21 protein-coding genes are annotated in these 23,226 nt (G+C 67.3%); 10 read left to right on the top strand and 11 right to left on the bottom strand.

The genetic code is table 11. The features are described 5' to 3' along the window. Window positions 1-80: 80 nt before the first annotated feature. The 9 genes from mdh to IE191_RS09090 all read left to right on the top strand — a co-directional run bounded on the left by mdh (window position 81) and on the right by IE191_RS09090 (window position 16,277). Window positions 81-1,043 carry a malate dehydrogenase gene (mdh, locus tag IE191_RS09130; RefSeq protein WP_191324069.1) on the top strand — a complete coding sequence of 321 codons (963 nt, stop codon included), beginning with the start codon at window positions 81-83 and terminating at the stop codon, window positions 1,041-1,043. Window positions 1,044-1,343: 300 nt separating this feature from the next. After that, window positions 1,344-4,181 carry a 2-oxoglutarate dehydrogenase E1 component gene (locus IE191_RS09125; RefSeq protein WP_191324068.1) on the top strand — a complete coding sequence of 946 codons (2,838 nt, stop codon included), beginning with the start codon at window positions 1,344-1,346 and terminating at the stop codon, window positions 4,179-4,181. Between the two features lie 46 nt (window positions 4,182-4,227). Then, window positions 4,228-5,481 carry a 2-oxoglutarate dehydrogenase complex dihydrolipoyllysine-residue succinyltransferase gene (odhB, locus tag IE191_RS09120; RefSeq protein ID WP_191324067.1) on the top strand — a complete coding sequence of 418 codons (1,254 nt, stop codon included), beginning with the start codon at window positions 4,228-4,230 and terminating at the stop codon, window positions 5,479-5,481. Window positions 5,482-5,604: 123 nt separating this feature from the next. Further along, on the top strand, window positions 5,605-7,020 hold the full coding sequence (gene lpdA, locus IE191_RS09115; RefSeq protein ID WP_191324066.1) for a dihydrolipoyl dehydrogenase: 1,416 nt from the start codon (window positions 5,605-5,607) through the stop codon (window positions 7,018-7,020). Window positions 7,021-7,139: 119 nt separating this feature from the next. After that, a complete protein-coding gene (locus IE191_RS09110) occupies window positions 7,140-8,600 on the top strand; it encodes a DUF4403 family protein (RefSeq protein ID WP_229815214.1) in 1,461 nt (486 codons plus the stop codon). 22 nt (window positions 8,601-8,622) lie between these two features. After that, complete coding sequence (locus IE191_RS09105) at window positions 8,623-9,306, top strand: trimeric intracellular cation channel family protein (RefSeq protein ID WP_191324064.1); 684 nt, start codon at window positions 8,623-8,625, stop codon at window positions 9,304-9,306. A gap of 169 nt (window positions 9,307-9,475) precedes the next feature. After that, window positions 9,476-12,889 (top strand): transglutaminase family protein, encoded by a 3,414-nt coding sequence (locus tag IE191_RS09100; RefSeq protein WP_191324063.1) that lies wholly within the window; start codon window positions 9,476-9,478, stop codon window positions 12,887-12,889. Then, window positions 12,889-15,384 (top strand): circularly permuted type 2 ATP-grasp protein, encoded by a 2,496-nt coding sequence (locus tag IE191_RS09095; RefSeq protein WP_373299278.1) that lies wholly within the window; start codon window positions 12,889-12,891, stop codon window positions 15,382-15,384. Before IE191_RS09100 ends, IE191_RS09095 begins: the two co-directional genes overlap by 1 nt. Then, window positions 15,381-16,277, top strand: coding sequence for a transglutaminase family protein (locus IE191_RS09090; protein WP_191324061.1), 897 nt, complete (start codon window positions 15,381-15,383; stop codon window positions 16,275-16,277). The genes IE191_RS09095 and IE191_RS09090 overlap by 4 nt, the downstream gene beginning before the upstream one ends. Before the next feature lie 14 nt (window positions 16,278-16,291). Here IE191_RS09090 and leuD read toward each other — a convergent pair whose 3' ends face one another. The 5 genes from leuD to IE191_RS09065 all read right to left on the bottom strand — a co-directional run bounded on the left by leuD (window position 16,292) and on the right by IE191_RS09065 (window position 19,627). Further along, window positions 16,292-16,894 carry a 3-isopropylmalate dehydratase small subunit gene (gene leuD, locus IE191_RS09085; protein WP_191324060.1) on the bottom strand — a complete coding sequence of 201 codons (603 nt, stop codon included), beginning with the start codon at window positions 16,892-16,894 and terminating at the stop codon, window positions 16,292-16,294. A gap of 66 nt (window positions 16,895-16,960) precedes the next feature. Beyond that, window positions 16,961-17,125: an isopropylmalate isomerase gene (locus tag IE191_RS09080; RefSeq protein WP_229815213.1), complete on the bottom strand. Its 165-nt coding sequence runs from the start codon at window positions 17,123-17,125 to the stop codon at window positions 16,961-16,963. 57 nt (window positions 17,126-17,182) lie between these two features. Further along, on the bottom strand, window positions 17,183-17,650 hold the full coding sequence (locus IE191_RS09075) for a DNA-deoxyinosine glycosylase (protein WP_229815212.1): 468 nt from the start codon (window positions 17,648-17,650) through the stop codon (window positions 17,183-17,185). 37 nt (window positions 17,651-17,687) lie between these two features. Next, window positions 17,688-19,130 carry a 3-isopropylmalate dehydratase large subunit gene (gene leuC, locus IE191_RS09070; protein ID WP_191324059.1) on the bottom strand — a complete coding sequence of 481 codons (1,443 nt, stop codon included), beginning with the start codon at window positions 19,128-19,130 and terminating at the stop codon, window positions 17,688-17,690. 104 nt (window positions 19,131-19,234) lie between these two features. Continuing rightward, window positions 19,235-19,627 carry a hypothetical protein gene (locus IE191_RS09065; RefSeq protein WP_191324058.1) on the bottom strand — a complete coding sequence of 131 codons (393 nt, stop codon included), beginning with the start codon at window positions 19,625-19,627 and terminating at the stop codon, window positions 19,235-19,237. 171 nt (window positions 19,628-19,798) lie between these two features. On the opposite strand from IE191_RS09065, the gene IE191_RS09060 reads away from it, so the two are divergent. Continuing rightward, window positions 19,799-20,314, top strand: a complete 516-nt coding sequence (locus tag IE191_RS09060; RefSeq protein ID WP_191324057.1) for a sterol desaturase family protein — start codon at window positions 19,799-19,801, stop codon at window positions 20,312-20,314. Between the two features lie 145 nt (window positions 20,315-20,459). Here the strand turns inward: IE191_RS09060 and IE191_RS09055 are convergent, their stop codons facing one another. The 6 genes from IE191_RS09055 to IE191_RS09030 all read right to left on the bottom strand — a co-directional run bounded on the left by IE191_RS09055 (window position 20,460) and on the right by IE191_RS09030 (window position 23,194). After that, window positions 20,460-21,257, bottom strand: coding sequence for an MOSC domain-containing protein (locus tag IE191_RS09055; RefSeq protein ID WP_191324056.1), 798 nt, complete (start codon window positions 21,255-21,257; stop codon window positions 20,460-20,462). Then, complete coding sequence (locus tag IE191_RS09050; protein ID WP_191324055.1) at window positions 21,257-21,610, bottom strand: YbaN family protein; 354 nt, start codon at window positions 21,608-21,610, stop codon at window positions 21,257-21,259. Before IE191_RS09050 ends, IE191_RS09055 begins: the two co-directional genes overlap by 1 nt. A gap of 7 nt (window positions 21,611-21,617) precedes the next feature. Next, entirely contained in the window at window positions 21,618-22,031 is a 414-nt protein-coding gene (locus IE191_RS09045) for a SufE family protein (RefSeq protein WP_191324054.1), read from the bottom strand. A gap of 305 nt (window positions 22,032-22,336) precedes the next feature. Continuing rightward, on the bottom strand, window positions 22,337-22,576 hold the full coding sequence (locus tag IE191_RS09040; protein ID WP_191324053.1) for a hypothetical protein: 240 nt from the start codon (window positions 22,574-22,576) through the stop codon (window positions 22,337-22,339). A 67-nt stretch (window positions 22,577-22,643) separates the two neighbouring features. Continuing rightward, entirely contained in the window at window positions 22,644-22,910 is a 267-nt protein-coding gene (locus IE191_RS09035; RefSeq protein ID WP_191324243.1) for a hypothetical protein, read from the bottom strand. Continuing rightward, entirely contained in the window at window positions 22,907-23,194 is a 288-nt protein-coding gene (locus tag IE191_RS09030; RefSeq protein WP_191324052.1) for a hypothetical protein, read from the bottom strand. Before IE191_RS09030 ends, IE191_RS09035 begins: the two co-directional genes overlap by 4 nt. Window positions 23,195-23,226: the final 32 nt, after the last annotated feature.

Below are 23,226 nucleotides of genomic sequence, written 5' to 3'. Positions count from 1 at the left end.
GGGACCTCCATCCGGGGGCTTTTGCCGGCAACGCTTGAACGCTTGTCCCGCGACGACTCCGGGAAAGGACCGTAAAGCACATGGCACGCAAGAAGATCGCGCTGATCGGCGCGGGTAACATCGGTGGCACTCTGGCGCATCTGGCCGCGCAGAAGGAACTGGGCGACATCGTCCTGTTCGACGTGGTGGAAGGCGTTCCCCAGGGCAAGGCTCTCGATCTCTCGCAGTGCGGCCCGGTCGAAGGCTTTGACGCCAAGATCATCGGCACCAACGATTACAAGGACATCGCCGGCGCGGACGTCATCATCGTGACGGCCGGCGTGGCGCGCAAGCCCGGCATGAGCCGCGATGACCTGCTCGGCATCAACCTCAAGGTGATGAAGGCCGTGGGCGAAGGCATCCGCGACAACGCGCCCGACGCCTTCGTGATCTGCATCACCAACCCGCTCGACGCGATGGTCTGGGCGCTCCGCGAATTCTCGGGCCTCCCCGCCAACAAGGTGGTGGGCATGGCCGGCGTGCTCGACTCGGCGCGCTTCAGCACCTTCCTCGCCTGGGAATTCGGCGTTTCGGTGCGCGACGTGAACTCGTTCGTGCTCGGCGGCCACGGCGACACCATGGTTCCGGTGGTGGAATATTCCACCGTCGCCGGCATCCCCGTCACCGACCTGATCAAGATGGGTGCCTCCACCCAGGAAAAGATCGACGCGATCGTGCAGCGCACCCGTTCGGGCGGCGGCGAAATCGTCGGCCTGCTCAAGACCGGTTCGGCGTTCTACGCCCCGGCCGCCTCGGGCATCGCCATGGCCGAAGCCTACCTCAACGACCAGAAGCGCATCCTGCCCTGCGCCGCCTATGTCGACGGCGCCTATGGCGTTGACGGCCTCTATGTCGGCGTGCCGGTGGTGATCGGCGCCGGCGGCGTGGAAAAGGTCATCGAGATCAACCTCGATGAAACCGCCAAGGCCAATCTCCAGGTCTCGGTCGACGCGGTCAAGGAACTGCTGGTGGCGTGCAAGGGCATCGATCCCTCGCTCGCCTGATCCCGTGCGCGGCCCGCGCCTGCCCTTCGCGGCGGGCGCGGGCCGCATCGCGCGTTGCAAGCCGGGCCGGTATTTCCGGCCGGGCAATACCCTTAAGGCCCTCTTCGGAGGGCCTTGACCGGGCGGCATTAAGGATGACCGGCCCATCCCCGCAATCGCTGCGGACGATGGCCGCCGATCCGGCAATGACACCGGCCAAGCGATGACAATCACAGGCAGGCCGCCTTTGGGTTTCGCGGCTTGCCTCATGCCTCTTTCCGAAGCCCCTCCCCTCCCCGGGGGCAAAGGAGTGAATTGACGATGGGACAAGACGTGCACGAGTTCGAAGTCGATCCTGCCCAGGATGCGCCGCAGCAGGGCCCCTCTTGGCAATCGCCGCGCTGGCCGATTACCGACGCGCTCGCCGGCGATGACCTGACCCGTGCGCTCGATCCCATGGCGCTCAAGGTCGAAGTGGCCAAGGCCGCCAAGAAGGCCGGCGCCGCGCTCGACGAAGCCGCGCTGGAGCAGGCCGCCAGCGACAGCCTGCGCGTGATGCTGCTGGTGCGCACCTATCGCGTGCGCGGGCACCTGGCCGCCGATCTCGATCCGCTGGGCCTGTCCAAGCAGGACCTGCCGGCCGATCTCAGCCCGGAATACCACGGCTTCACCGCCAAGGACATGGATCGCAAGATCTTCCTGGGCGGCACGCTGGGCCTGCAATGGGGCACCGTGCGCGAAGTGGTCGATATCCTGCGCAAGAACTATTGCGGCAAGATCGGCCTGGAATACATGCACATCGCCGACGTGGAAGAGCGCAAGTTCCTCCAGGACCGCATCGAGGGCGGCGACAAGTCGATCGATTTCACGTCCGAAGGCAAGAAGGCGATCCTTTCGGCCGTGGTGCGCGGAGAGCAGTACGAGAAGTTCCTCGGCAAGAAGTACGTCGGCACCAAGCGCTTCGGCCTCGACGGCGGCGAATCGATGATCCCCGCGCTCGAAGCGGTGATCAAGTACGGCGGCCAGCGCGGGGTGAAGGAAATCATCTACGGCATGGCCCACCGTGGCCGCCTCAACATTCTCGCCAACGTGATGGCCAAGCCCTATCGCGTGATCTTCCATGAATTCTCGGGCGGCAGCGCCAATCCCGAGGACGTGGGTGGCTCGGGCGACGTGAAGTATCACCTCGGCACCAGCACCGACCGCGAGTTCGATGGCACCAAGGTGCACATGAGCCTGCTGCCCAACCCGTCGCACCTGGAAACGGTGGACCCCATCGTGCTGGGCAAGACCCTGGCGCAGCAGCAGTTCCGCGACGACGTCGGCCCCGGCAAGCACAAGCAGGTGCTGCCCGTGCTGATCCACGGCGACGCGGCCTTTGCGGGCCAGGGCATCGTCTGGGAATGCTTCGGTTTTTCCGGCGTGGAAGGCTACAACACCGGTGGCTGCATCCACTTCATCATCAACAACCAGATCGGCTTCACCACCAGCCCGCAGTTCTCGCGCGGCTCGCCCTATCCGTCCGACGTGGCCAAGGGTGTCCAGGCGCCGATCATCCACGTCAACGGCGATGATCCCGAAGCCGTGACCTTCGCCTGCAAGCTGGCGATCGACTATCGCCAGCAGTTCGGCCGCGACATCGTGCTCGACATGTGGTGCTACCGCCGCTTTGGCCACAACGAAGGCGATGAGCCCTCGTTCACGCAGCCGCTGATGTACGCCAAGATCAAGAAGCACCCGGCGGTCTCGTCGCTCTATGCCGAACGCCTGGTGGCCGAAGGCGTGATCGACAAGAACTGGAAGGGCGAGGCCGAAGACCACTTCACCGCCACGCTCGAAAACGAGTTCGAAGCCGCCAAGAGCTACAAGGCCAACGAGGCCGACTGGTTCGGCGGGCGCTGGGCAGGCCTGAACAAGCCGGCTGACCCGGTGACCGCACGCCGCAACGTGGCCACCGGCATCGAGCAGAAGCTGTTCGACAGCCTGGGCCGCACGCTGACCGCGATCCCCGAAGGCCTCACCGTCCACAAGACGCTGGGCCGCGTGCTCGATGCCAAGCGCGAGATGTTCAACTCGGGCGCCGGGTTCGACTGGGCCACGGCCGAAGCGCTTGCCTATGGCAGCCTCGTCACCGAAGGCTACAACGTGCGCCTTTCGGGCCAGGACTGCGGGCGCGGCACCTTCAGCCAGCGCCACGCCGTGTGGGTCGACCAGACCGACGAGCACAAGTACGTGCCGCTTTCGACGCTGCCCCACGGCCGCTTCGACGTGCTCGACAGCCCGCTGTCGGAATATGGCGTGCTCGGCTTCGAATACGGCTATGCCAGCGCCGATCCCAAGACGCTGGTGCTGTGGGAAGCGCAGTTCGGCGACTTCGCCAATGGCGCCCAGATCGTGATCGACCAGTACATCGCTGCGTCGGAAGCGAAGTGGCTGCGCGCCAACGGCCTCGTCATGCTGCTGCCGCACGGCTATGAAGGCCAGGGTCCGGAACACTCCTCTGCCCGCCTGGAGCGCTATCTCCAGCTCTGCGCCGAAGACAACCTGCAAGTGTGCAACATCACCAGCCCGGCCAACTACTTCCACGTGCTGCGCCGGCAGATGCACCGCTCGTTCCGCAAGCCGCTGATCATCATGACGCCCAAGTCGCTGCTGCGCCATCCGCTGGCCAAGTCTTCGGCCGAGGATTTCCTGGGCGACGCACAGTTCAAGCGCATCCTGTCCGATCCTTCGGCGCCGGAAGACAAGGACACCCGCCGGGTCGTGCTGTGCTCGGGCAAGGTCGCCTATGACCTGATCGAGGCGCGCGACGCGGCCGGCATCACCGATACCCAGATCATCCGGATCGAGCAGCTCTATCCCTTCCCGGGCGAGCCGCTGGCCCTGCGTCTGTCGCGCATGGCCAATCTGGAAGACGTGGTATGGTGCCAGGAAGAGCCGAAGAACAACGGTTCGTGGTTCTTTGCCGAACCGCTGGTCGAGGAAGCGCTCAAGGCCGCCAAGAGCAAGGTGGGCCGCGCCCGCTACGCCGGCCGCTCCGCCTCGGCCTCGCCCGCCACGGGCCTGGCCAAGCGCCACAATGCCGAGCAGGCCGCCCTGGTGGCCGATGCCCTGGCGCTGTCGGTGCGCGAGGAAATCCGCCGCAAGAAGAAGGCCTGACCCGGCCGTTTCGTCCACCTGAATTCTCCCCAAGGAACACCAAGTCATGTCCATCGAAGTCAAGGTTCCGACGCTCGGTGAAAGCGTCAGCGAAGCGACGGTCGGCCAGTGGCTGAAGAAGCCCGGTGAAGCGGTGGCTCTGGACGAGCCCATCGTCAGCCTCGAAACCGACAAGGTCGCCGTCGAAGTGCCCTCGCCCGTCGCCGGCGTGCTCGGCCAGATCCTGGTTGCCGAAGGCGAGACCGTCACGGTCGGCGCCCTGCTCGGCACCGTGGAAGACGGCGTGGCCGCGGCCGGCAACGTGCCTGTCGCCCCGCGCGAGGAAAAGCCCGTTCCGCCCGCTTCGGATACGCTGGCCCCCGCCGCCGCTCCGGCCCCGGCCCCGGCTCCGACCGGTGACGATGCCGCCGCTGCCGCCCTCTCGCCGGCCGTGCGCCGCGCGGTGCTTGAGCACGGCATCGATCCGTCGACCGTCAAGGGCACCGGCAAGGACGGCCGCCTGACCAAGGAAGACGTGCTCGCCGCCGCCCAGGCCAAGGCCGCTTCGCCCGCTCCGGCGGCCACCGCCGCTGCCGTTCCGGCCAGCGTCGCTGCCCCGGGCCGCAACGAAGAGCGCGTCAAGATGACGCGCCTGCGCCAGACCATCGCCAAGCGCCTCAAGAGCGCGCAGGAAAACGCCGCCCTGCTCACCACGTTCAACGACGTGGACATGTCGGCCGTGATGGCCGCGCGCGAGAAGTACAAGGACGTGTTCGAGAAGAAGCACGGCGTGAAGCTGGGCTTCATGTCGTTCTTCGCCAAGGCTTCGTGCCTGGCACTCAAGGACATTCCGGCCGTCAACGCGCAGATCCAGGGCGACGAGATCGTCTACCATGACTATGTCGATATCTCGGTCGCCGTCTCGGCGCCGAACGGCCTGGTCGTGCCTGTGGTGCGCGACGCGGACAAGCTCTCGTTCGCGGGCATCGAAAAGGCCATTGCCAACTATGGCAAGAAGGCCCGCGAAGGCGCGCTGACCATGGAAGACATGAAGGGCGGCACCTTTACCATCTCCAACGGCGGCGTGTTCGGTGGCCTGATGTCCACCCCGATCATCAACCCGCCGCAGTCGGCCGTGCTCGGCCTGCACCGCATCGAGGACCGCCCGGTCGTGCGCAACGGCGAGATCGTGATCCGCCCGATGATGTACATCGCGCTGTCCTATGACCACCGCATCATCGACGGTCGCGAAGCGGTCACCGCGCTCAAGACCATCAAGGAAGCGATCGAGGATCCCACCCGCCTGCTGATCGATCTCTGATCGACCAAGCGTGCCGCGCCCGGCCACCAAAGCCGGGCGCGCAGGCGTGCATCGCTGCGATTTTGTGTGATAAGTCGCGCCAGTCCCACCACAGTTCCAGGGGCGCGCGAACAGGAGGCCGCAATGGCTGAATACGATTATGATGTCCTGGTGATCGGCGCCGGCCCGGGCGGCTACGTCGCGGCGATCCGCGCAGCCCAACTGGGCCTCAAGACCGCCTGCGCCGAAGGGCGCGAAACCCTGGGCGGCACCTGCCTCAACGTGGGCTGCATCCCGTCGAAGGCGCTGCTTCACGGTTCTGAAAAGTTCGAGGAAGCCGTCAACGGCACCTTTGCCAGCTATGGCATCAAGACCGGCCCGGTCGAGCTGGACCTGTCGGCGATGCAGCAGCAGAAGCTCGACTCGGTCAAGAGCCTGACCGGCGGCATCGAATTCCTGTTCAAGAAGAACAAGGTCACCTGGCTCAAGGGCTATGCCACGTTCGAGGACGCGCACAGCGTGACCGTGGCGGGGCAGAAGGTTTCGGCCAAGCACATCGTCATCGCCACCGGTTCCTCGGTCACCCCGCTGCCGGGCGTGACCGTGGACAACGACGCGGGCGTGGTGGTGGATTCGACCGGTGCCCTCGCGCTGAACCGTGTGCCCGATCACATGGTCGTGATCGGCGGCGGCGTGATCGGCCTGGAACTCGGCTCGGTGTGGCGCCGCCTGGGCGCCAAGGTCACCGTGGTGGAATACCTTGACCAGTTGCTGCCCGGCATGGACGGCGACGTGCGCCGCGAAGCCGCCAAGATCTTCAAGAAGCAGGGCATGGCGCTCAAGCTTTCGACCAAGGTCACCGGCGTTGCCGTGGATGGCGGCAAGGCCACGCTGACGGTCGAGCCTTCGGCCGGTGGCGCTGCCGAAACGATCGAGGCGGATTGCGTGCTGGTGGCGATCGGCCGCAAGCCCAACACCGATGGCCTGGGCCTCGACAAGATCGGGCTGGAGCTGAACAAGCGCGGCCAGATCGAGACCGACCACGATTTCCGCACCAAGGTGGACGGCGTCTGGGCGATCGGCGACGTGATTCCGGGGCCGATGCTGGCGCACAAGGCCGAGGATGAAGGCATTGCCGTGGCCGAGAACATTGCCGGCCTGACCGGCATCGTGAACCATGACGTGATCCCCGGCGTGGTCTACACTTTCCCCGAATTCGCCGGCGTGGGCCTGACCCAGGAAGCCGCGCTGGAAAAGGCCGGTGGCGACCAGTCCAAGATCAAGGTCAGCAAGTTCCCGATGCTGGCCAACAGCCGCGCCAAGACCAACCACGAGCCCGACGGCTTCGTGAAGGTGATTGCCGACGCGCAGACCGACCGCGTGCTGGGCGTCTGGGCGATCGCCTCGGTGGCTGGCACGATGATTGCCGAAGCCGCGCTCGCCATGGAGTTCGGCGCCACCTCGGAAGACATTGCCTACACCTGCCACGCGCACCCGACCCATTCGGAAGCGCTGAAGGAAGCGGCGATGGGCATCCGCGAAAAGCCGATCCACATGTGATCGTCGCTTCGCATCGCCGATGAAACAGGGCCGCGCCGGGGCAACCGGGCGCGGCCCTTTTCGTTTCGGGAACTTTGCCCTGCACTGGCGCGTAGTGCGCCCAAACGGGGCAAATGCACATGAAACGTCCGCTTGTGGCCGGCCGCGCGGCAGCGCTGGCCGCCTTGATCGCGCTTGGCGCCTGTCATCATCGTCCGATGGACGCAGCACCGCCGCGCGCGACGGACGCCATTGCCGTGCCGCCCCAGGCCTCGACCATTGCCGTGCCGATCACCGCGCGGCTGGACGAGTTGGCCGCCGCGCTGGAACGTGAAGTGCCGCGCGAACTGTGGTCGATCGATCAGCCCGGCCAGGATTGCGTGGCCTCCAAGCGCGTGGAGGTGCTGGGCGTGAAGCTCAAGACGCCGCGCGTGGAATGCCACATCGTGGGCAACGTGGTGCGCGGGCCGATCACGCTCAGTGGCCAGGGACAGGATCTGGTGGTCACCCTGCCGCTTCATGCCACAGTGCGCGCGCGCGACATCGCCGGCGTGTTCAAGCAGGAAACCGCAACCGGCGATGCCATGGTGCGCGCCCATGTGCGCCTGTCGCTGGCGCGCGACTGGAAGCCACGCGCCGCGCTGGACATCCACTATGACTGGACCAACGAACCCGGCATCGACTTCCTGGGCCAGCGCATCACCTTCACCAGCAAGGCCGATGCCAAGCTGAAAGGCGTGATCGCCAAGCTGGAGCGCACCTTGCCCAGCGAACTCGACAAGCTGCACCTGGACCGGGAGATCAGCCGCGCCTGGGCCAGCGCGTTCACCTCGCTGGAACTCAACCACGCCAATCCACCGGTGTGGATGCGCGTCACCCCGCAAGAGCTGCGCTATGGCGGCTATGCCGTGGAAGGGCAGCGGCTCGTGCTGCGCCTGGGCATGCAGGCACAGACCGAAACCTTTGTCGGCAACCGCCCGCCCGATCCGGCGGTGCGCCCGCTGCCGCCGCTACACACGCTGGACAGCACGCCGGGGCGCATGCTGTTCGTGATCCCGGTCATCGCCGACTATCGTGAACTGGAACCGGTGATCGCCAAGGCGCTGGTCAAGCGATCGGCCCGGCCGTTCGACGTGCCCGGCCTGGGCGCGGTGACCGCGCAGTTCGGCAAGGTCACCTGCTATGGCACCACCGGCGGCAAAGTGGCCGTCGGCGTTCAATTTGCCGCCAATGGCGCCCATGGCACCGTGTGGCTGACCGGAACGCCGGTCAACGCACCCAATTCGCGGGAAGTCAGCTTTGCCGATCTGGCGGTTTCGGGCGTGACCGACAGCACCGGCACCGATGTGCTACTGGCCCTGGCCAACACGCCCGGACTGTCGGAGACCATCGCCGCTGCGCTCGGCCAGAATTTCGAGAACGACTATGCCAAGCTGATGGGCAAGATCGACCGCGCGCTGACCGAAAAGCGCACCGGCGATTTCGTGATCCGGGCGCGGATCAACAACGTCCGCACCGGCCGCCTCAAGGCTGCTGGCCAAGGGCTTTACTTGCCGGTGGAAGGAACGGGAACGGCCACGGTCAGCCTCGACATGCGCTGAACCGCGGGGCAAAGGTGGCGCCATGCCCCTGGTTCCACCCCTGCCCGCTTCGCTGCCGACTGCCGTTGCGCCTGCGCTGCCCGCCGTGATCGGTTTTGCCGATCTCGCCGGCATTGCCGTGTTCGCGCTGTCGGGCGCGCTGGTGGCCGCGCGGATGCGGCAGACTCTGGTGACGATGTGCTTTTTCGCGGTGATCACCGGGGTCGGCGGCGGTTCGGTGCGCGACCTGCTGATCGGCGCGCCGGTGTTCTGGGTCCATGATCGCTGGGTCGCGCTAGTCTGCCTGGGCATGGCCGTCGTCTGCTGGATCACGCCGCACCGCTGGTGGCGCGGCGCGGCGCTGGAGTGGGCCGATGCCGTGGGCCTGGGCGCCTATGCCGTGCTCGGCACGACCAAGGCGCTGGCCTATGGCATTCCGCCGGTGCCCGCCTTCATCATGGGGGTGATCACCGGCTGCGTGGGCGGCGTGATCCGCGATTGCGTGGCGGGCCGCCCGTCGATCATCATGCGCCCCGAACTCTATGTGACGGCGGCCGCGCTCGCCGCCGCGCTGTGCTCGGCCGGGCAGGCGCTGCACTTGCCCAAGGGCTGGGTCTGGGCGGTCTCGGCCCTGGCCGGCTTCGCCCTGCGCGCTGCGGCGATCCGCTGGAAGCTGGCGATCCCGGCCTATGGAGGGGGTGGAGACAGCGTCGATCGTGGTGCGTGAAGTCCACCACCCCCAGCCCCTCCTCTGAAGAGGAGGGGAGTCAGCCCTGTTCTCCCCCTCCTCTTCAGAGGAGGGGGTCGGGGGGTGGTGGAAGCATGGACCATGGCCTGCTAAACGCCATCCAATTGCACGTTGCAGCGCAGCATGAATTGGGGCACCTTCCACAGCCATGATCAAGGCGGGCCTCCATCACCTCACGCGCTATTCCTATGCCAAGCCGGTTCGATTGGGGCCGCAGGTGATCCGATTGCGGCCGGCGGCGCATAGCCGCACCGCCGTGCCGAACTATTCGCTGAAGATCAGCCCGGCCAACCACTTCATCAACTGGCAACAGGATCCTTACGGCAACTGGCTGGCGCGGATCGTTTTTCCCGATCCGATCGATCATTTCGAGATTGCCGTCGATCTGCTTGCCGATCTGGTCGTGATCAATCCGTTCGATTTCTTCGTCGAGGAATACGCGGAAACCTATCCCTTTGCCTATGCAGAGGAATTGCAAGCCGACCTGGCCGCCTGCCTGGAGACCGAAGCGCAAGGGCCGCTGTTCGAGGAATTGCTGGCCCAGTTCATCGGGTACGAAGGCCGCACGATCGATTTCCTGGTGGCGATCAACCAGGCGGTGAACAGCCGCGTGGGCTATGTCATCCGCATGGAGCCGGGGGTGCAGGCGCCCGAGGAAACGCTGGAAGTGGGCACCGGATCGTGCCGCGATTCGGCCTGGCTGCTGGTCCACCTGCTGCGCCGCCTGGGCTTTGCCGCGCGGTTCGTCTCGGGCTATTCGATCCAGTTGACACCCGATGTCGCCGCCGTGGACGGTCCCGCCGGCGTGGCGCAGGACGTATGCGACCTGCATGCCTGGACCGAAGTCTTTGTGCCGGGCGCGGGCTGGATCGGGCTGGACGCGACCTGGGGGCTGTTTGCTGGCGAAGGGCATATTCCGCTTTGCGCCACGCCGCACTATCGCACCGCCGCGCCGATCGAAGGCGTGGTGATGGAGCCGGTCCATTCCGATTTCCATTTCGAGATGCAGGTTTCCCGCTTGGCTGAAGCGGTGCGGATCACCAAGCCGTTTACCGATGAACGCTGGAACGCGCTGAACGCCCTGGGCGAGCAGGTCGATGCCGATCTCGCCGCGCAGGACGTGCGCCTGACGATCGGCGGCGAACCCACTTTCGTGGCCGATGGCGATTTCGAGGCGCCGGAATGGAACAGCAGCGCCGTGGGGCCAACCAAGGCCTGGTATGCCGATCGCCTGATCCGCAAGCTGCGCAGCGCTTTCGCGCCCGGATCGCTGCTCCACCACGGCCAGGGCAAGTGGTATCCGGGGGAAAGCCTGCCGCGCTGGGGCTATTCGATCTTCTGGCGCAAGGATGGCGTGCCGATCTGGCGCGACGAAAACCTGATCGCCGGGGACCGCCTGCCCGAAGACAGCGCCAGCGTCGTCGATGCCGAGGACGCCGCCCTGTTCCTGCGCCAGACCGCCACGGTGCTGGGCGTGGCGCCCGACAATGTCGCGCCGGTCTATGAAGACGCGCTGGAATGGATCGTGCGCGAGGCGGAACTGCCCGAAAACACCGTGCCCACCGATCCCAAGCTGGACGATCCGGAAGTGCGCCAGCGGTTCGTCCGCACGTTCCAGCGGGGGTTGACCCAGCCGGTCGGCCATGTCCTGCCGATCCAGCGGATGCAGCCGTGGCAGGCGCGGCGCGCCCAGCCGGCGCGAGCGTGGTATTCGGAAAAGTGGAAACTGCGGCGCGGGGCCCTGTTCGCCGTGCCCGGTGACAGCGCGCTCGGCTATCGCCTGCCGCTCAATTCGCTGCCCTATGTGCCGCCGGCATCCTATCCCTATATCCACCCGCGCGATACCGCCGAACCGCGCGAACCACTGGCCGATTTCCGCCGCCAGGCGATCGAGCGCGCGGTGCAGACCCGCGACGCCATGACGCAGGGCGAACTGTCCGCCGAAGACCGCAGCCGCGAGGCGCGCGCCCAGGGCCACGACCTGCACAGCACCAGCCCGGCCCGCCAGGCCCGCGTGGAACAGACCATCGCCATCGAAGGCGCGGTGCGCACGGCGATCACGGTGGAGCCCAAGGGCGATCACCTGTGCGTGTTCATCCCGCCGGTCGAAACGCTGGAAGACTATCTCGACCTGATCGCCAGCGTGGAAGCCGTGGCCGAGGAAACCCGCCTGCCGGTGCGCATCGAGGGCTATCCGCCGCCGCCCGATCCGCGCCTGATGGTGCTGAAAGTCACGCCCGACCCGGGCGTGATCGAAGTGAACATCCAGCCCGCCGCATCCTGGGCGGAATCGGTGGCGATCACCGAAACGCTCTATCAATGCGCCCGCGAAGTGGGGCTGACGGCCGACAAGTTCATGGTCGACGGCCGCGCCATCGGCACCGGCGGGGGCAATCACATCGTGCTGGGCGGGCCGAGCCTGCTCGACAGCCCGTTCATCCGCCGGCCCGACCTGCTCAAGTCCTTCGTGATCTATTGGCAGCGGCATCCGAGCCTGTCCTACCTGTTTTCCGGCCTGTTCATCGGCCCGACCTGCCAGGCGCCGCGCATCGACGAAGCCCGGCATGACGGGCTTTATGAGCTGGAAATCGCGCTGGGTCAGGTGCCCGGCCCCGATCAGCCACAGCCGCTGGCCTGGGTGGTCGATCGCCTGTTCCGCAACCTGCTGGTGGACGTGACCGGCAATACCCATCGCACCGAGATCTGCATCGACAAGCTGTTCTCGCCCGATGGCCCCACCGGCCGCCTGGGCCTGGTCGAGTTCCGCGGGTTCGAGATGCCGCCCGATGCGCGCATGTCGCTGGCCCAGCAATTGCTGCTGCGCGCACTGTGCGCCTGGTTCTGGCGCGAGCCGGTGGATGGGCCGCTGGTGCGCTGGGGCACGCAGTTGCATGACAAGTTCATGCTGCCGCACTTCGTCTGGGCCGATTTCCTGGATGTTCTCAATGACCTGCGCGGCGCAGGCTATGATTTCGATCCCGTGTGGTTCGAGGCGCAGCGCCAGTTCCGCTTCCCCGTCCACGGCGCGGTGGAAGGCGGCGGGGTGCACCTGGAAGTGAGCCACGCGCTCGAACCGTGGAACGTGCTGGGCGAAACCGGCGCGATCGGCGGCACGGTGCGCTATGTCGACAGTTCGACCGAGCGGTTGCAGGTGCGCGCCAGCGGGCTGGTGCCGGGGCGCCACGTGATCACCTGCAACGGTCGGCGCGTGCCCCTGAGCCATACCGGCACACCCGGCGAAGCGGTGGGCGGGGTGCGCTACAAGGCCTGGTGGCCGGCCAATTGCCTGCATCCGATGATGCCGCCCCATGCCCCGCTGACGTTCGATATCTTCGATACGTGGAACAACCGCTCGCTGGGCGGCTGCGTCTATCATGTGGCCCATCCGGGGGGGCGCAATTACGATTCGGTGCCGGTCAACGGCTATGAAGCGCAGGCGCGGCGCAAGGCGCGGTTCCAGGATCATGGCCATTCGCCCGGCCCCCTGCCCGTGCCGCCGGCCGAACTGCCTGGGGAATTCCCGATGACGCTCGACTTGCGCCGCCCGGCCGGGCTGGCCTGATCCTCGTGGCGGCCAAGCCCGACCTGCGCCCTCCCAAGGGGCTGGCCGCCTATCCGGTGGATGTGGGCGCGGGCGATCTCTATCGCGATGCCGCGCCCGATGTCGCCCCGGCGTGGCAGCAGGCAGCGCGTGGCCTGCTGGCGCTGCGCGAGGAAGCGGGCGTGGCAGTGCAGGAACTGGTCGGCCGCCAGATCCTGGACCTGGGCATGTCGTTCCGCCTCACCGGTGAGGACGAGGAGCGCGATTGGCCGCTTTCGCCGATGCCACTGATCGTCGGCGCGCAGGAATGGGCGCAGGTGGAACGCGGCCTGGTCCAGCGCGCGCGCCTGCTCGAAGCGGTGGTCGACGATATCTATGGCGAAGGGAGCCTGGTCGCCGATGGCCACCTGCCCGCCGCGCTGATCGCCGGCAGCCGCTATTTCGCGCGCAGCATGGTGGGCGTTGCGCCGCGCAGCGGGCCGCATATCCATGTCTATGCGGTCGATCTCGCCCGTGGGCCGCGCGGGCAATGGCGCGTGCTGGGCGATCGCCTGCGGCTGGCCAATGGCATCGGCTATGCCCTGGAAAACCGCCTTGCCCTCTCGCGCGTGACCGGCGGGCTGCTGACGGAGATGCGCGCGCGCCGGGTGGCGCAGTTCTTTTCCGATCTGCGCGGGGGCATTGCCCGAGAATGCCAGCGCGAAAACCCGCGCATCGCCCTGCTCACCCCCGGCCGCTTCAACCAGTCCTATCCCGAACAGGCGCACCTGGCACGCTACCTCGGCTTTCCGCTGGTCGAAGGGCGCGACCTCACTGTGAGCGACGACCGGCTTTACGTGCGCACCATCGCCGGGCCCAAGCGCGTCGATGCACTGTGGCGCTGGATCGATACCAATGCGCTCGATCCGCTGCGCTTCGATGCGCGTTCGGCGATCGGCGTACCCGACCTGTTCGAGGCACTGGAGCGCGGTAGTGTGACCCTGGCCAACTGGCCGGGTGTCGAAGTGCTGGAAGCGCCGGCCTTTGCCGCATTCATGCCGCGCCTGTTCTCGGTGCTGCTGGGCGAAGAACCGATCCTGCCCAATGTCGCCACCTGGTGGTGCGGCCAGCCGCGCGAAGCGCAGGACGTGGCGGCGCGGCTGGATGAGTTGATGATCACCCCGGCCTTCGGCGCGCGGGTGGATGGCCTGCCCGAAGGACGGCCGCTGGCCGGACGCGGCCTGGACAAGGACCAGCGCGCCCACCTGCTCGCCGCCATGGCCCGCCGCCCCGTGGACTATTGCGGGCAGGAAATCGTCACGCTGTCCACCACGCCGGCACTGATCGACGATGTCTTCGTGCCGCGCGCCTTCACCGTGCGCGCTTTCGTGGCGCGCAACGCGGCGGGGGAATGGACCGTGATGCCCGGCGGCTTTGCCCGCCTCTCATCCTCGGGCGAGATGGTCACCACGATGATGGGCGAAGGCGATATCTCCGCCGATGTCTGCGTGGTGGATACCAAGGCCGACCTGGCCAGCCTGGCCGCCACGCCCTCCGTGCTCAGCGCAGCACCAGCCGTGCGGCGCGGCGGCGGCATCCTGGCCAGCCAGGCGGCCGACAACCTGTTCTGGTTCGGCCGCTACATGGAGCGGGCGGAAACCACCGTGCGGGTGATCCGCGCCGTGCTGGGCAGCTCGATCGAAGTGGACGCCGCCGCCGGGCACAATCCGGAGGTGATCGCGCGCCTGGTGGACCTGATGGTGTCATGGGGCGCCCTCTCGCGCGAGGAAGCGGTGGAGCCGATCGCGCAGGCCTGCCGTGCCGCGCTGTCGGACACGGCGATGAACGGCTCTGTCGGCGCGCTGTTCGCCGCGATCCGCGCCACCGCGCTGACTCTGCGTGACCGCTTCACCACCGATTTCTGGCGCATCGCCAGCCGCCCCCTGCCCGCGATGGACGGGCATCGCCCGGGCGTGCTGCTGCGCGCCGCGCGCGAATTGATCGAGCGGCTTTCGGCCCTTTCCGGGCTACTGGCGGAAAACTTCACGCTCGGCCCTTCGCGCCATTTCCTCGACATGGGCCGCCGCCTGGAACGCGCGGTGGCGCTGTGCCAGACGCTGCGCGCGCTGGCCGCACAGATCGACACGGCCGAAGCGCTGGGCGTGCTGCTCGATCTTTCCGACAGCCAGATCACCTATCGCGCGCGCTACCTTGCCGCGCCCAGCACCGCGCCGGTGCTCGACCTGTTGCTGCTCGATCCCGCCAACCCGCGCTCGCTGGCGTTCCAGGCCGAAGCGCTGGTCAGCCACATCGCCGCCTTGCCGGCGCTGGGCGAAGACAACCTGCCCGAAGCGCCGCTGCTGGAAGCCCGCGCGATTCTGGCGCCGCTGTCCAGCCAGCCGGTGGCGGCGTGGGATCTGGCGCGCCTGGCCGATGTGGAACAGCGCCTGCTGGCCCTGTCGGACACGATCTCCACCCGCTATTTCCTGCAATTCGAAAAGGCCGACAGCCCGGCCAAGGGCAGCTTGCTCGCGTGATCTACGATATCCGCCACAAGACCCGCGTCGATTATGCCGCGCCGGTGCGGCTGGCGCGCTTCAACCTGCGCCTGCGCCCGGCGCCCTGGCCCACCCAGACGGTGCGCGATTTTCGCCTGACGGTGGCGCCGGTGCCCTGGACGATGGAAGAGGAAGCCGGGCCGTTCCTGGTCAACCGCAGCCGCCTGTTCATCCGCGAACCACTCGATGCGCTGGAAGTGGAAAGCCGCTTCCGCGTGGAGGTGCGGGCACCCGATCCAGAGCTGGCCCTGGCCAAGACCCCGAGCGTGGCCGAGATCGGCGCGCGCGCGGCCGCGCATCGCGATCTTTCCGCGCTTGGCCCCGCCAGCTATATCTATCCCTCGTCGATGACCCCGCTTTCGCCCGAGATCGTCGGCTGGGCCAGTCCGATCCTGGCCGGCGCGCGCAGCGTGATGGACGCCGGGCTGGCGCTGATGCACGCCATCCACGAGGAATTCACCTATGACGGCAGCGCCACCACGGCCGAGACGCCGCCGCTCGAAGCGTTTCGCGCGCGGCATGGCGTGTGCCAGGATTTTGCCCATGTGATGATCGTGGCCGCGCGCGGGCATGGCCTGCCCGCTGCCTATGTTAGCGGCTATCTGCGCACCCTGCCCCCGCCGGGCCAGCCGCGCCTGGTCGGGGCCGATGCCACCCATGCCTGGGTGGCGCTGTGGTGCGGGGATGCGCTGGGCTGGGTGGGTTTCGATCCCACCAACGCCGTGCTCGCCTCAACCGACCACGTGTTCACCGCGATGGGCCGCGACTATGCCGACGTGGCGCCGATGGACGGCGTGTTCCACGGCGGCGGCGGCCAGGCGCTGCGCGTGTCGGTGGACGTAGCGCCGGTGGCGGAACCGGCGCTCGGGTGATCATGGCGGGCTGATCAGGCCGCTGCGCCGGTGCCCTGTGCCAGGAACGGGCGCTCGTCTGCCACGGTCGCTTCAAACGCGCCGATCGCATCACCGCGCGCCAAGGTCAGGCCCACTTCGTCCAGCCCATTGAGCAGGCAGTGCTTGCGGAACGGATCGATCTCGAACGTGAAGCGATCCTGGAACGGCGTGGTCACGGTCTGCGCATCGAGATCGATGGCAATCGGATCGGTCTGCGCCACTTCCAGCAGGCGATCGACCTGCTCCTGGGGCATCACCACGGTGAGGATGCCGTTCTTGAAGGCGTTGCCGGAAAAGATATCGGAAAACGACGGCGCAATCACCGCCTTGATGCCAAGGTCGAGCAAGGCCCAGGCGGCATGCTCGCGGCTGGAACCGCAGCCGAAATTGTCGCCCGCGATCAAGATCGGCGAACCCTTGAAGGTTTCGCTGTCGAACAGGTTGTCCGGATCGGTGCGCAGCGATTCGAATGCGCCACGGCCCAGCCCTTCGCGACTGATCGTCTTCAGCCACTTGGCCGGGATGATCACGTCGGTGTCGATGTTCTTGCGGCCGAACGGAATGGCGCGGCCTTCGATGTGGTTTACCGGTTCCATGCCCCCGCTATAGCCGCCGCCGCGCGGCGCGCAACGGCGGAAATAGCCTCTGTGCGGGCAAGGCGCTCAATCGGTTTCGGGACTGTCGCCGAGCGGGGATTCCTTGGCCGGCTTGTTGGCGCGCTCCTTGCGCCGGTTGCTATAGAGCAGCGCCGCCGCCAGCGCCGCCGACCCCACTGCCGCAGCCCCTGCCAGGACAGCCGTTCCGGCCCAGTTTTCCTTCTTGGACACGCCTTCCTCCTTGTTACGGGCTGCAAGAATTGGCCCGCTCGCCGCACAATGCAACGCTCAATCGAGGAATTTCCGCAGAGAATTCCACGCCTGCTGCTTTTGCGCCAGCGTGACGGCACAATAGGCGGGGCTGCTTGACGGCAGTTGAACGAATGAAATGTCGGGCAAATTTGCCATTTGTGCACGGCCGTGGCGGGCAGCGGTGGCGCCGTTGCAGGCAATTGTGCGCAGCATGGGCAAGCTGGCGGCAAGCTGGGCGAATGGCGCCAGTTCGGCCGCCTTGATCGCGCTGTCGAGGCTGCCGCGCCGCGTGGCGCTCGCGACGGTGTCCCACAGGCCGATGCCCGCCGCGAGCAGGGCGGCGAGCCGGTCCGGATAGTCCAGCGGCACCAGATCCTGCGCGATCACCCCGCCGACCAGCCGCCAGAACTGGTTGGCCGGGTGCGCGTAATAGCGGCCGGCCGCGAGCGAGGCCTCGCCCGGCAGGCTGCCGCAGACCAGCACGCGGGTCTGCGCGTCGACCACCGGGGCAAAGGCGGATTTGCGCGCGTCGGCGATGGCGTCAGACCAGTTCGCGCACGTCCGTCAAGCGGCCGGTTACGGCAGCAGCGGCGGCCATCGCCGGGCTGACCAGGTGGGTGCGCGCACCCGGCCCCTGGCGACCGACGAAATTGCGGTTGGAAGTGGAGGCGCAGCGTTCCCCGGCCGGCACCTTGTCCGGGTTCATGCCGAGGCAGGCCGAGCAGCCCGGCTCGCGCCATTCGAGCCCTGCGTCCTTGAAGATCACATCCAGCCCTTCGTCCTCGGCCATCGCCTTGACCAGGCCGGAGCCGGGCACGACGATCGCCCAGCGAACGTTGTCGGCCTTCTTGCGGCCTTTCAGGATCGCGGCGGCTGCGCGCAGATCCTCGATGCGGCTGTTGGTGCAACTGCCGATGAACACGTTCTGGATTTCCACCGAGTCGAGCGCGGTGCCCGGCTCAAGGCCCATGTATTCCAGAGACTTGCGCGCAGCATCCTGCTTGGACGGATCGGCAAAGCTTTCCGGCGCGGGCACCGTGGCCGTGATCGGCAGCACGTCTTCGGGGCTGGTGCCCCAGGTCACCGAGGGCGCGATATCGGCCGCGTCGATCACCACGACCTTGTCGTACTGCGCGTCGGCATCGGTCGCCAGGCTCTTCCACCAGGCGACTGCCTTGTCCCAGTCGGCGCCCTTGGGCGCATAGGGACGGCCCTTCACATAGGCGAAGGTCTTGTCATCGGGCGCGATCAGGCCGGCGCGGGCGCCATGCTCGATCGCCATGTTGGACACGGTCAGGCGCCCTTCGATCGACAGGTCGCGGATCACCTGCCCGGTATATTCGATGACATAGCCAGTGCCACCCGACGCGCCGAGCACGCCGGTGATGTGCAGCACCACGTCCTTGGCCGAAACGCCCGGCGCCAGCGTGCCGTTGACGCGCACTTCCATGGTCTTGCTGCGCTTGAGCAGCAGGGTCTGGGTGGCGAGCACATGCTCCACTTCCGACGTGCCGATGCCGAAGGCCAGCGCGCCCAGCCCGCCGTGGCAGGCGGTGTGGCTGTCACCGCAAACGATCGTGGCGCCGGGCAGCGAAAAGCCCTGCTCCGGCCCGACGACGTGGACAATGCCCTGCGCCGCGTCGGCATCGCCGATATAGCGGATGCCGAATTCGGGCGCATTGCGCTCCAGCATGGCAAGCTGCTGCGCGCTGTCGGGATCGGCAATGGGAATGCGGTTGCCCTGCCCGTCGCGGCGCGCCGTGGTCGGCAGGTTGTGATCGGGCACGGCCAGCGTCAGATCGGGGCGGCGCACCTTGCGCCCGGCAAGGCGGAGCGCCTCGAACGCCTGGGGGCTCGTCACTTCGTGAACGAGGTGGCGGTCGATATAGATCAGGCTGGTGCCATCATCGCGGTTTTCCACGACGTGGGCGTCCCAGATCTTTTCGTAGAGCGTCTTGCCGGTGCCAGGGGTGATCTTGGTCATGCAAGAGCGGTTAAGCATCGCCCCGGTGCATTTCAAGCACGAAAGGGCAAGAAAGACCGGGGCGATGCGTCATTTTGTGCTGCAACGAGCCAGCGTGTCAGCGCTTACCAGCGATCACGGTCCCAGTCGGCGCGTTCCATGCGCAACTGCTGGCGGATCTGGTTCACGCGGCTGGCCAGCCAGCGCACTTCGTCGCGGCTGAGGCCGTCGCGCGAATACATGCGGTACTGGCGCTGCACCATCGCGGCCTGGCGGCGCAGCGGGGCGGCTTCGCGCGGGGAAATCGTGCGGTTGCGCTGCGCGCGGTCGATGGCAAAGCGCAACTGGCCGATATCCTGGCGAATGGCGGCGTCGCGGCGCGGCGTCATCCAGCCGCCCGCCCCCGGGCCAGGGCCGTGATGCCAGCCACCGGGTGGCGGCGGCGCGGGCTGGGCCAGTGCCGGCGCGGCAAGGCCCACGGTAGCGGGAATCAGCGCTGCGAGAATGAGCTTTTTCATCGGCTTTACTCCTTGGTCCCGACGGCGGCCGCGCCGTGGCCCGGCGCCGTCTTGATGCCATGTCTGGCAAGCTACGCCTGAACCAAACGCGAGTGCGCCGTTCGGGTTTCAGCAAGGATGCCCGATAAAACGCATCGCCCCCGCCCGCGCATCGCGCTATAGGCCGGCGCCATGGATACCCTGCTTGCCATCGCGATCGTGCTGGCCGCCGCCGCGACCATGGAATTCGTGGCCTGGGCCAGCCACAAATATATCATGCACGGCTTCGGCTGGGCCTGGCACCGCGACCATCACGAACCGCACGACGGCTTCCTGGAAAAGAACGACCTCTACGCCGTGGTCGGCGCGGCGATCTCGATCTCGATGTTCGCGATCGGCAGCCCGCTGGTGATGGGCACCCATGCCTGGTGGCCGGGCACCTGGGTGGGCATGGGCGTGCTGGTCTATGGCCTGATCTATACTTTCATCCACGATGGCCTGGTGCACCAGCGCTGGTTCCGCTGGGTGCCCAAGCGCGGCTATGCCAAGCGCCTGGTGCAGGCGCACAAGCTGCACCACGCCACGATCGGAAAGGAAGGCGGAGTCAGCTTCGGCTTCGTCATCGCGCGCGATCCGGCGGCGTTGAAGCAGGAACTCAAGGCCCAGCGCGCCAAGGGCATTGCCGTGCTGCGCGAAGCGGTCGAGTAGGGCCTGTGGGGATTTAGCCCATGGCGGGCTGCGAACGGCCGCTTTTCGCGCTTCCGGTGCTCACGTACCTAAAGTACGCTGCGCTCCGGGTCGCGGAAATCAGCCATTCTCGCTCCACCCTGACCTAAATCCCCACAGGCCCTAATCAAGCCAGCTCGACGCGGTCCCCCACCGCCACATCGCCCGTGCCATCGGGAATGGCGTTGACGCCAAAGATCGGCTGGCGCTGCCACAGGCGGCCCATCTTGCGCAGCGTGGCCAACGGTTCGCGGCTGTCGGCCGCGCCGGTTTCGGGGTCTTGCGTGGTGATCACGCAGCGGGTGCAGGGCTTGACCAGGCGCAGCGTCACGCCGCCGATGCGCAGGCCCTGCCAGCCATCCTCGGCAAAGGCGGCTGCGGCGCCCGCGATCACCAGGTTGGGCCGGAACCGGGCCATCGCGATGGGCGCGGGCAACTGCGCGTTGAGCGCATCGAGCGATTCGCAGGTGGTGACCAGCAGCGGGAAGCCATCGGCAAAGCCGACGGCATCGCCCGGCTGGCCATAGGCGGCATCGACCGGGCGCACGACATCCTCGCCCATGTGGACAAGCTGCACCGCGCGGCCGAACCGGGCAGAGAGCCACTCGTCGGCTGCCGCGCCCGCCGGGGTTGCCTCCACCCCGTCGCTCCACACCTTGACGGCGCGGCGCGTGCCGACAGTGGGCACCGTGACCGGCAGCGACGGCACACCGGCATGGTGCAGCACGATCCCGCCATCGTCGCGCGGTTCGGCGCGGACTTGCGCCATGGCCGGCAATTCGCGACGGGTGAGGAAGCGCCCCTCGGGCGTTACCATCATCCAGCGCCGGTCGCCGGCCAGGCCCTGCGGCGTGATCGTGGCGCGCGCCATCGCCTCTCCGCCCATGGACTTGACCGGGTACCGATGCAGCGCAGCGATCTTCATCATTCCGCGCGGGTCCAGATCCAGGTGCCGCTCAAGACCATGACACCGGCGGGGATCAGCACCCAGGGCCAGCCGGCGGTGAAAGCGGTGATCGCGACGCTCAGCGCCATGGTGGCGAGCGCGGCTTTCTTGGCCCGGCGGGGAATGGCGCGGCGGGCGCGCCATTCGCGCAAGGGCGGCCCCCACTTGGGATGATCGAGCAGGCGCTGTTCCCACGCCGGATTGCCGCGCGCGAAACAGAACACCGCCAACAGCAGGAAAGGCACCGTGGGCAGCAGCGGCAGGAATGCCCCCACCGTGCCCAATCCCACGAAGAACAGGCCCGCAGCCGTCCAGAGATGGCGGCGGACCATCCCCGCCTCAGCCCGCAGCAGCCAGGCGCGCGGCGTGGCTCTGCACCAGCGCGATCATGTTGGGCAGGCCCTGCGTGCGGTTGGACGAAAGCTGGTTCTTGAGGTTGAACGGGGCAAGCGCCTGCGCAATGTCCATCGCCGCCACCTCGGCCGCCGGCCGGTCCTGCACCGCCGCCAGCACCAGGGCGATGATGCCCTTGGTGATCGCGGCATTGCTATCGGCCAGGAAATGCAGCGCGCCGCCAGCGCCTTCGGTGGGATAGACCCACACCGCCGCCGAACAGCCGCGCACCAGCGTGGCATCGGTTTTCAGCGCATCGGGCATGGGGTCCAGTTCGCGGCCCAGTTCGATGAGCAGGCGATAGCGTTCGTCGCCATCGCTGAACTCGTACTCTTCGAGAATATCGGAAAGACTGCGCATGAGCCTGGCCTTAGGCGGCGTGGACAAATTCCGCAACGCCACGGTTGCCCTGTAAAAGGCCCTGACGAGGCGCGAGAACGAAGCAAGAGTGGGCCTCTTGCAAGGTCGAGCAACGCTGCCAGGGCCTTTTACAGGGCAACTCCTGCGGGGCTGGACCAAAAACCGCCATTTCAGCGTCGGCTCGTCGCGCAATATTCCCGATATTGCGCTTCCTCGCCTCCTTGAACTGGCGGTTTTTGCCTCCAGCCGTGGCGCTGCGGAATTTGTCCACGCCGCCTAAAGCGGCCTGCGCTGTACCTCAACCCTCAACGCTCGCGCAGGGACTCGATTTCGCGGGCCAGGTCCACCGAGCCGCGCTGGTCGGTCAGGATGCGCTCCAGCACTTCGACGCGGGCGCGCAGCGCGGCCACTTCGCGCACGAGGGCGGTGTTGTCGGCAGGTTGGGCGGGCATCATCACGCTGTCCCGCGCGCTCAGCCGCCGATGGCGCAGGCTGGCCCAGGCGAGGATCGCGACGATGGCAACAAGAGTGGCTCCAAAGCTCACGGGGGCATGTCCTTGGCTGGGTAGGGGAATTCTGGGCGGGGGGAATTTTGGGCGGGCCGTGCCGGGATCAGTTGAACTGCGGCATGGCGGCGGGCGACGGCCCATCGGGCTGGCGCGGCAGCATGGTCTCCAGCACGCGCACGCGCTGTTCGAGGCGAGCGGTCTGCGCGGCATATTGCGCGGCCTGCTCCGCCGTGGCGCGGGTGGCGACGATGATCTCCCGCTCGCGCTGGTCCATCCGGCGCGACCAGGCCTGCGCTGCCATCACCAGGCCGGCCAGCAATGTGGCGAGCGTGGCAAAGGCGAGCAGGACGATGGCACCGGCGGCGGTCATTGCAGCTTGTCCGAGACCGGGGTCGGCGCGCTTTCGATGCGGCTGGCATCGCGCAGCGCCTCGATCTGCAAGGCCACGTCATAGCCGCCATCGGTGACGATGCGTTCCAGCACCCGCACGCGGTCTTCAAGCGCCTGGTTCTGCGTGGCGTACTGCGCAGCGCGCTCTGCGGTGGCGTTGGCCTGGATTTCCGCCATGCGGCGGCTGTGGCGGGTCCAGATCGCCAGCCCGGCAATCATGAACGGAGCCAGCGGGATAAGCAGAGCGAGTGTATGTTGATCCATGGCAGCAGTCCCCTTTGAAGTGCCGGGATGGG

It is taken from the genome of Novosphingobium pokkalii, from assembly GCF_014652855.1.
In the GTDB taxonomy this organism is placed as follows: domain Bacteria; phylum Pseudomonadota; class Alphaproteobacteria; order Sphingomonadales; family Sphingomonadaceae; genus Novosphingobium; species Novosphingobium pokkalii.
Note: the sequence above shows the minus strand (reverse complement) of the source record. Positions and strands in the feature narration are given on the sequence as shown.

Excerpts from the sequence above, each read along its gene's own strand:
- mdh (WP_191324069.1), top strand. The coding sequence starts at position 81 with ATGGCACGCAAGAAGATCGCGCTGATCGGCGCGGGTAACATCGGTGGC.
- IE191_RS09125 (WP_191324068.1), top strand. The coding sequence starts at position 1,344 with ATGGGACAAGACGTGCACGAGTTCGAAGTCGATCCTGCCCAGGATGCG.
- odhB (WP_191324067.1), top strand. The coding sequence starts at position 4,228 with ATGTCCATCGAAGTCAAGGTTCCGACGCTCGGTGAAAGCGTCAGCGAA.
- lpdA (WP_191324066.1), top strand. The coding sequence starts at position 5,605 with ATGGCTGAATACGATTATGATGTCCTGGTGATCGGCGCCGGCCCGGGC.
- IE191_RS09110 (WP_229815214.1), top strand. The coding sequence starts at position 7,140 with ATGAAACGTCCGCTTGTGGCCGGCCGCGCGGCAGCGCTGGCCGCCTTG.
- IE191_RS09105 (WP_191324064.1), top strand. The coding sequence starts at position 8,623 with ATGCCCCTGGTTCCACCCCTGCCCGCTTCGCTGCCGACTGCCGTTGCG.
- IE191_RS09100 (WP_191324063.1), top strand. The coding sequence starts at position 9,476 with ATGATCAAGGCGGGCCTCCATCACCTCACGCGCTATTCCTATGCCAAG.
- leuD (WP_191324060.1), bottom strand. The coding sequence starts at position 16,894 with ATGGAACCGGTAAACCACATCGAAGGCCGCGCCATTCCGTTCGGCCGC.
- leuC (WP_191324059.1), bottom strand. The coding sequence starts at position 19,130 with ATGACCAAGATCACCCCTGGCACCGGCAAGACGCTCTACGAAAAGATC.
- IE191_RS09065 (WP_191324058.1), bottom strand. The coding sequence starts at position 19,627 with ATGAAAAAGCTCATTCTCGCAGCGCTGATTCCCGCTACCGTGGGCCTT.
- IE191_RS09060 (WP_191324057.1), top strand. The coding sequence starts at position 19,799 with ATGGATACCCTGCTTGCCATCGCGATCGTGCTGGCCGCCGCCGCGACC.
- IE191_RS09055 (WP_191324056.1), bottom strand. The coding sequence starts at position 21,257 with ATGAAGATCGCTGCGCTGCATCGGTACCCGGTCAAGTCCATGGGCGGA.
- IE191_RS09050 (WP_191324055.1), bottom strand. The coding sequence starts at position 21,610 with ATGGTCCGCCGCCATCTCTGGACGGCTGCGGGCCTGTTCTTCGTGGGA.
- IE191_RS09045 (WP_191324054.1), bottom strand. The coding sequence starts at position 22,031 with ATGCGCAGTCTTTCCGATATTCTCGAAGAGTACGAGTTCAGCGATGGC.
- IE191_RS09035 (WP_191324243.1), bottom strand. The coding sequence starts at position 22,910 with ATGACCGCCGCCGGTGCCATCGTCCTGCTCGCCTTTGCCACGCTCGCC.
- IE191_RS09030 (WP_191324052.1), bottom strand. The coding sequence starts at position 23,194 with ATGGATCAACATACACTCGCTCTGCTTATCCCGCTGGCTCCGTTCATG.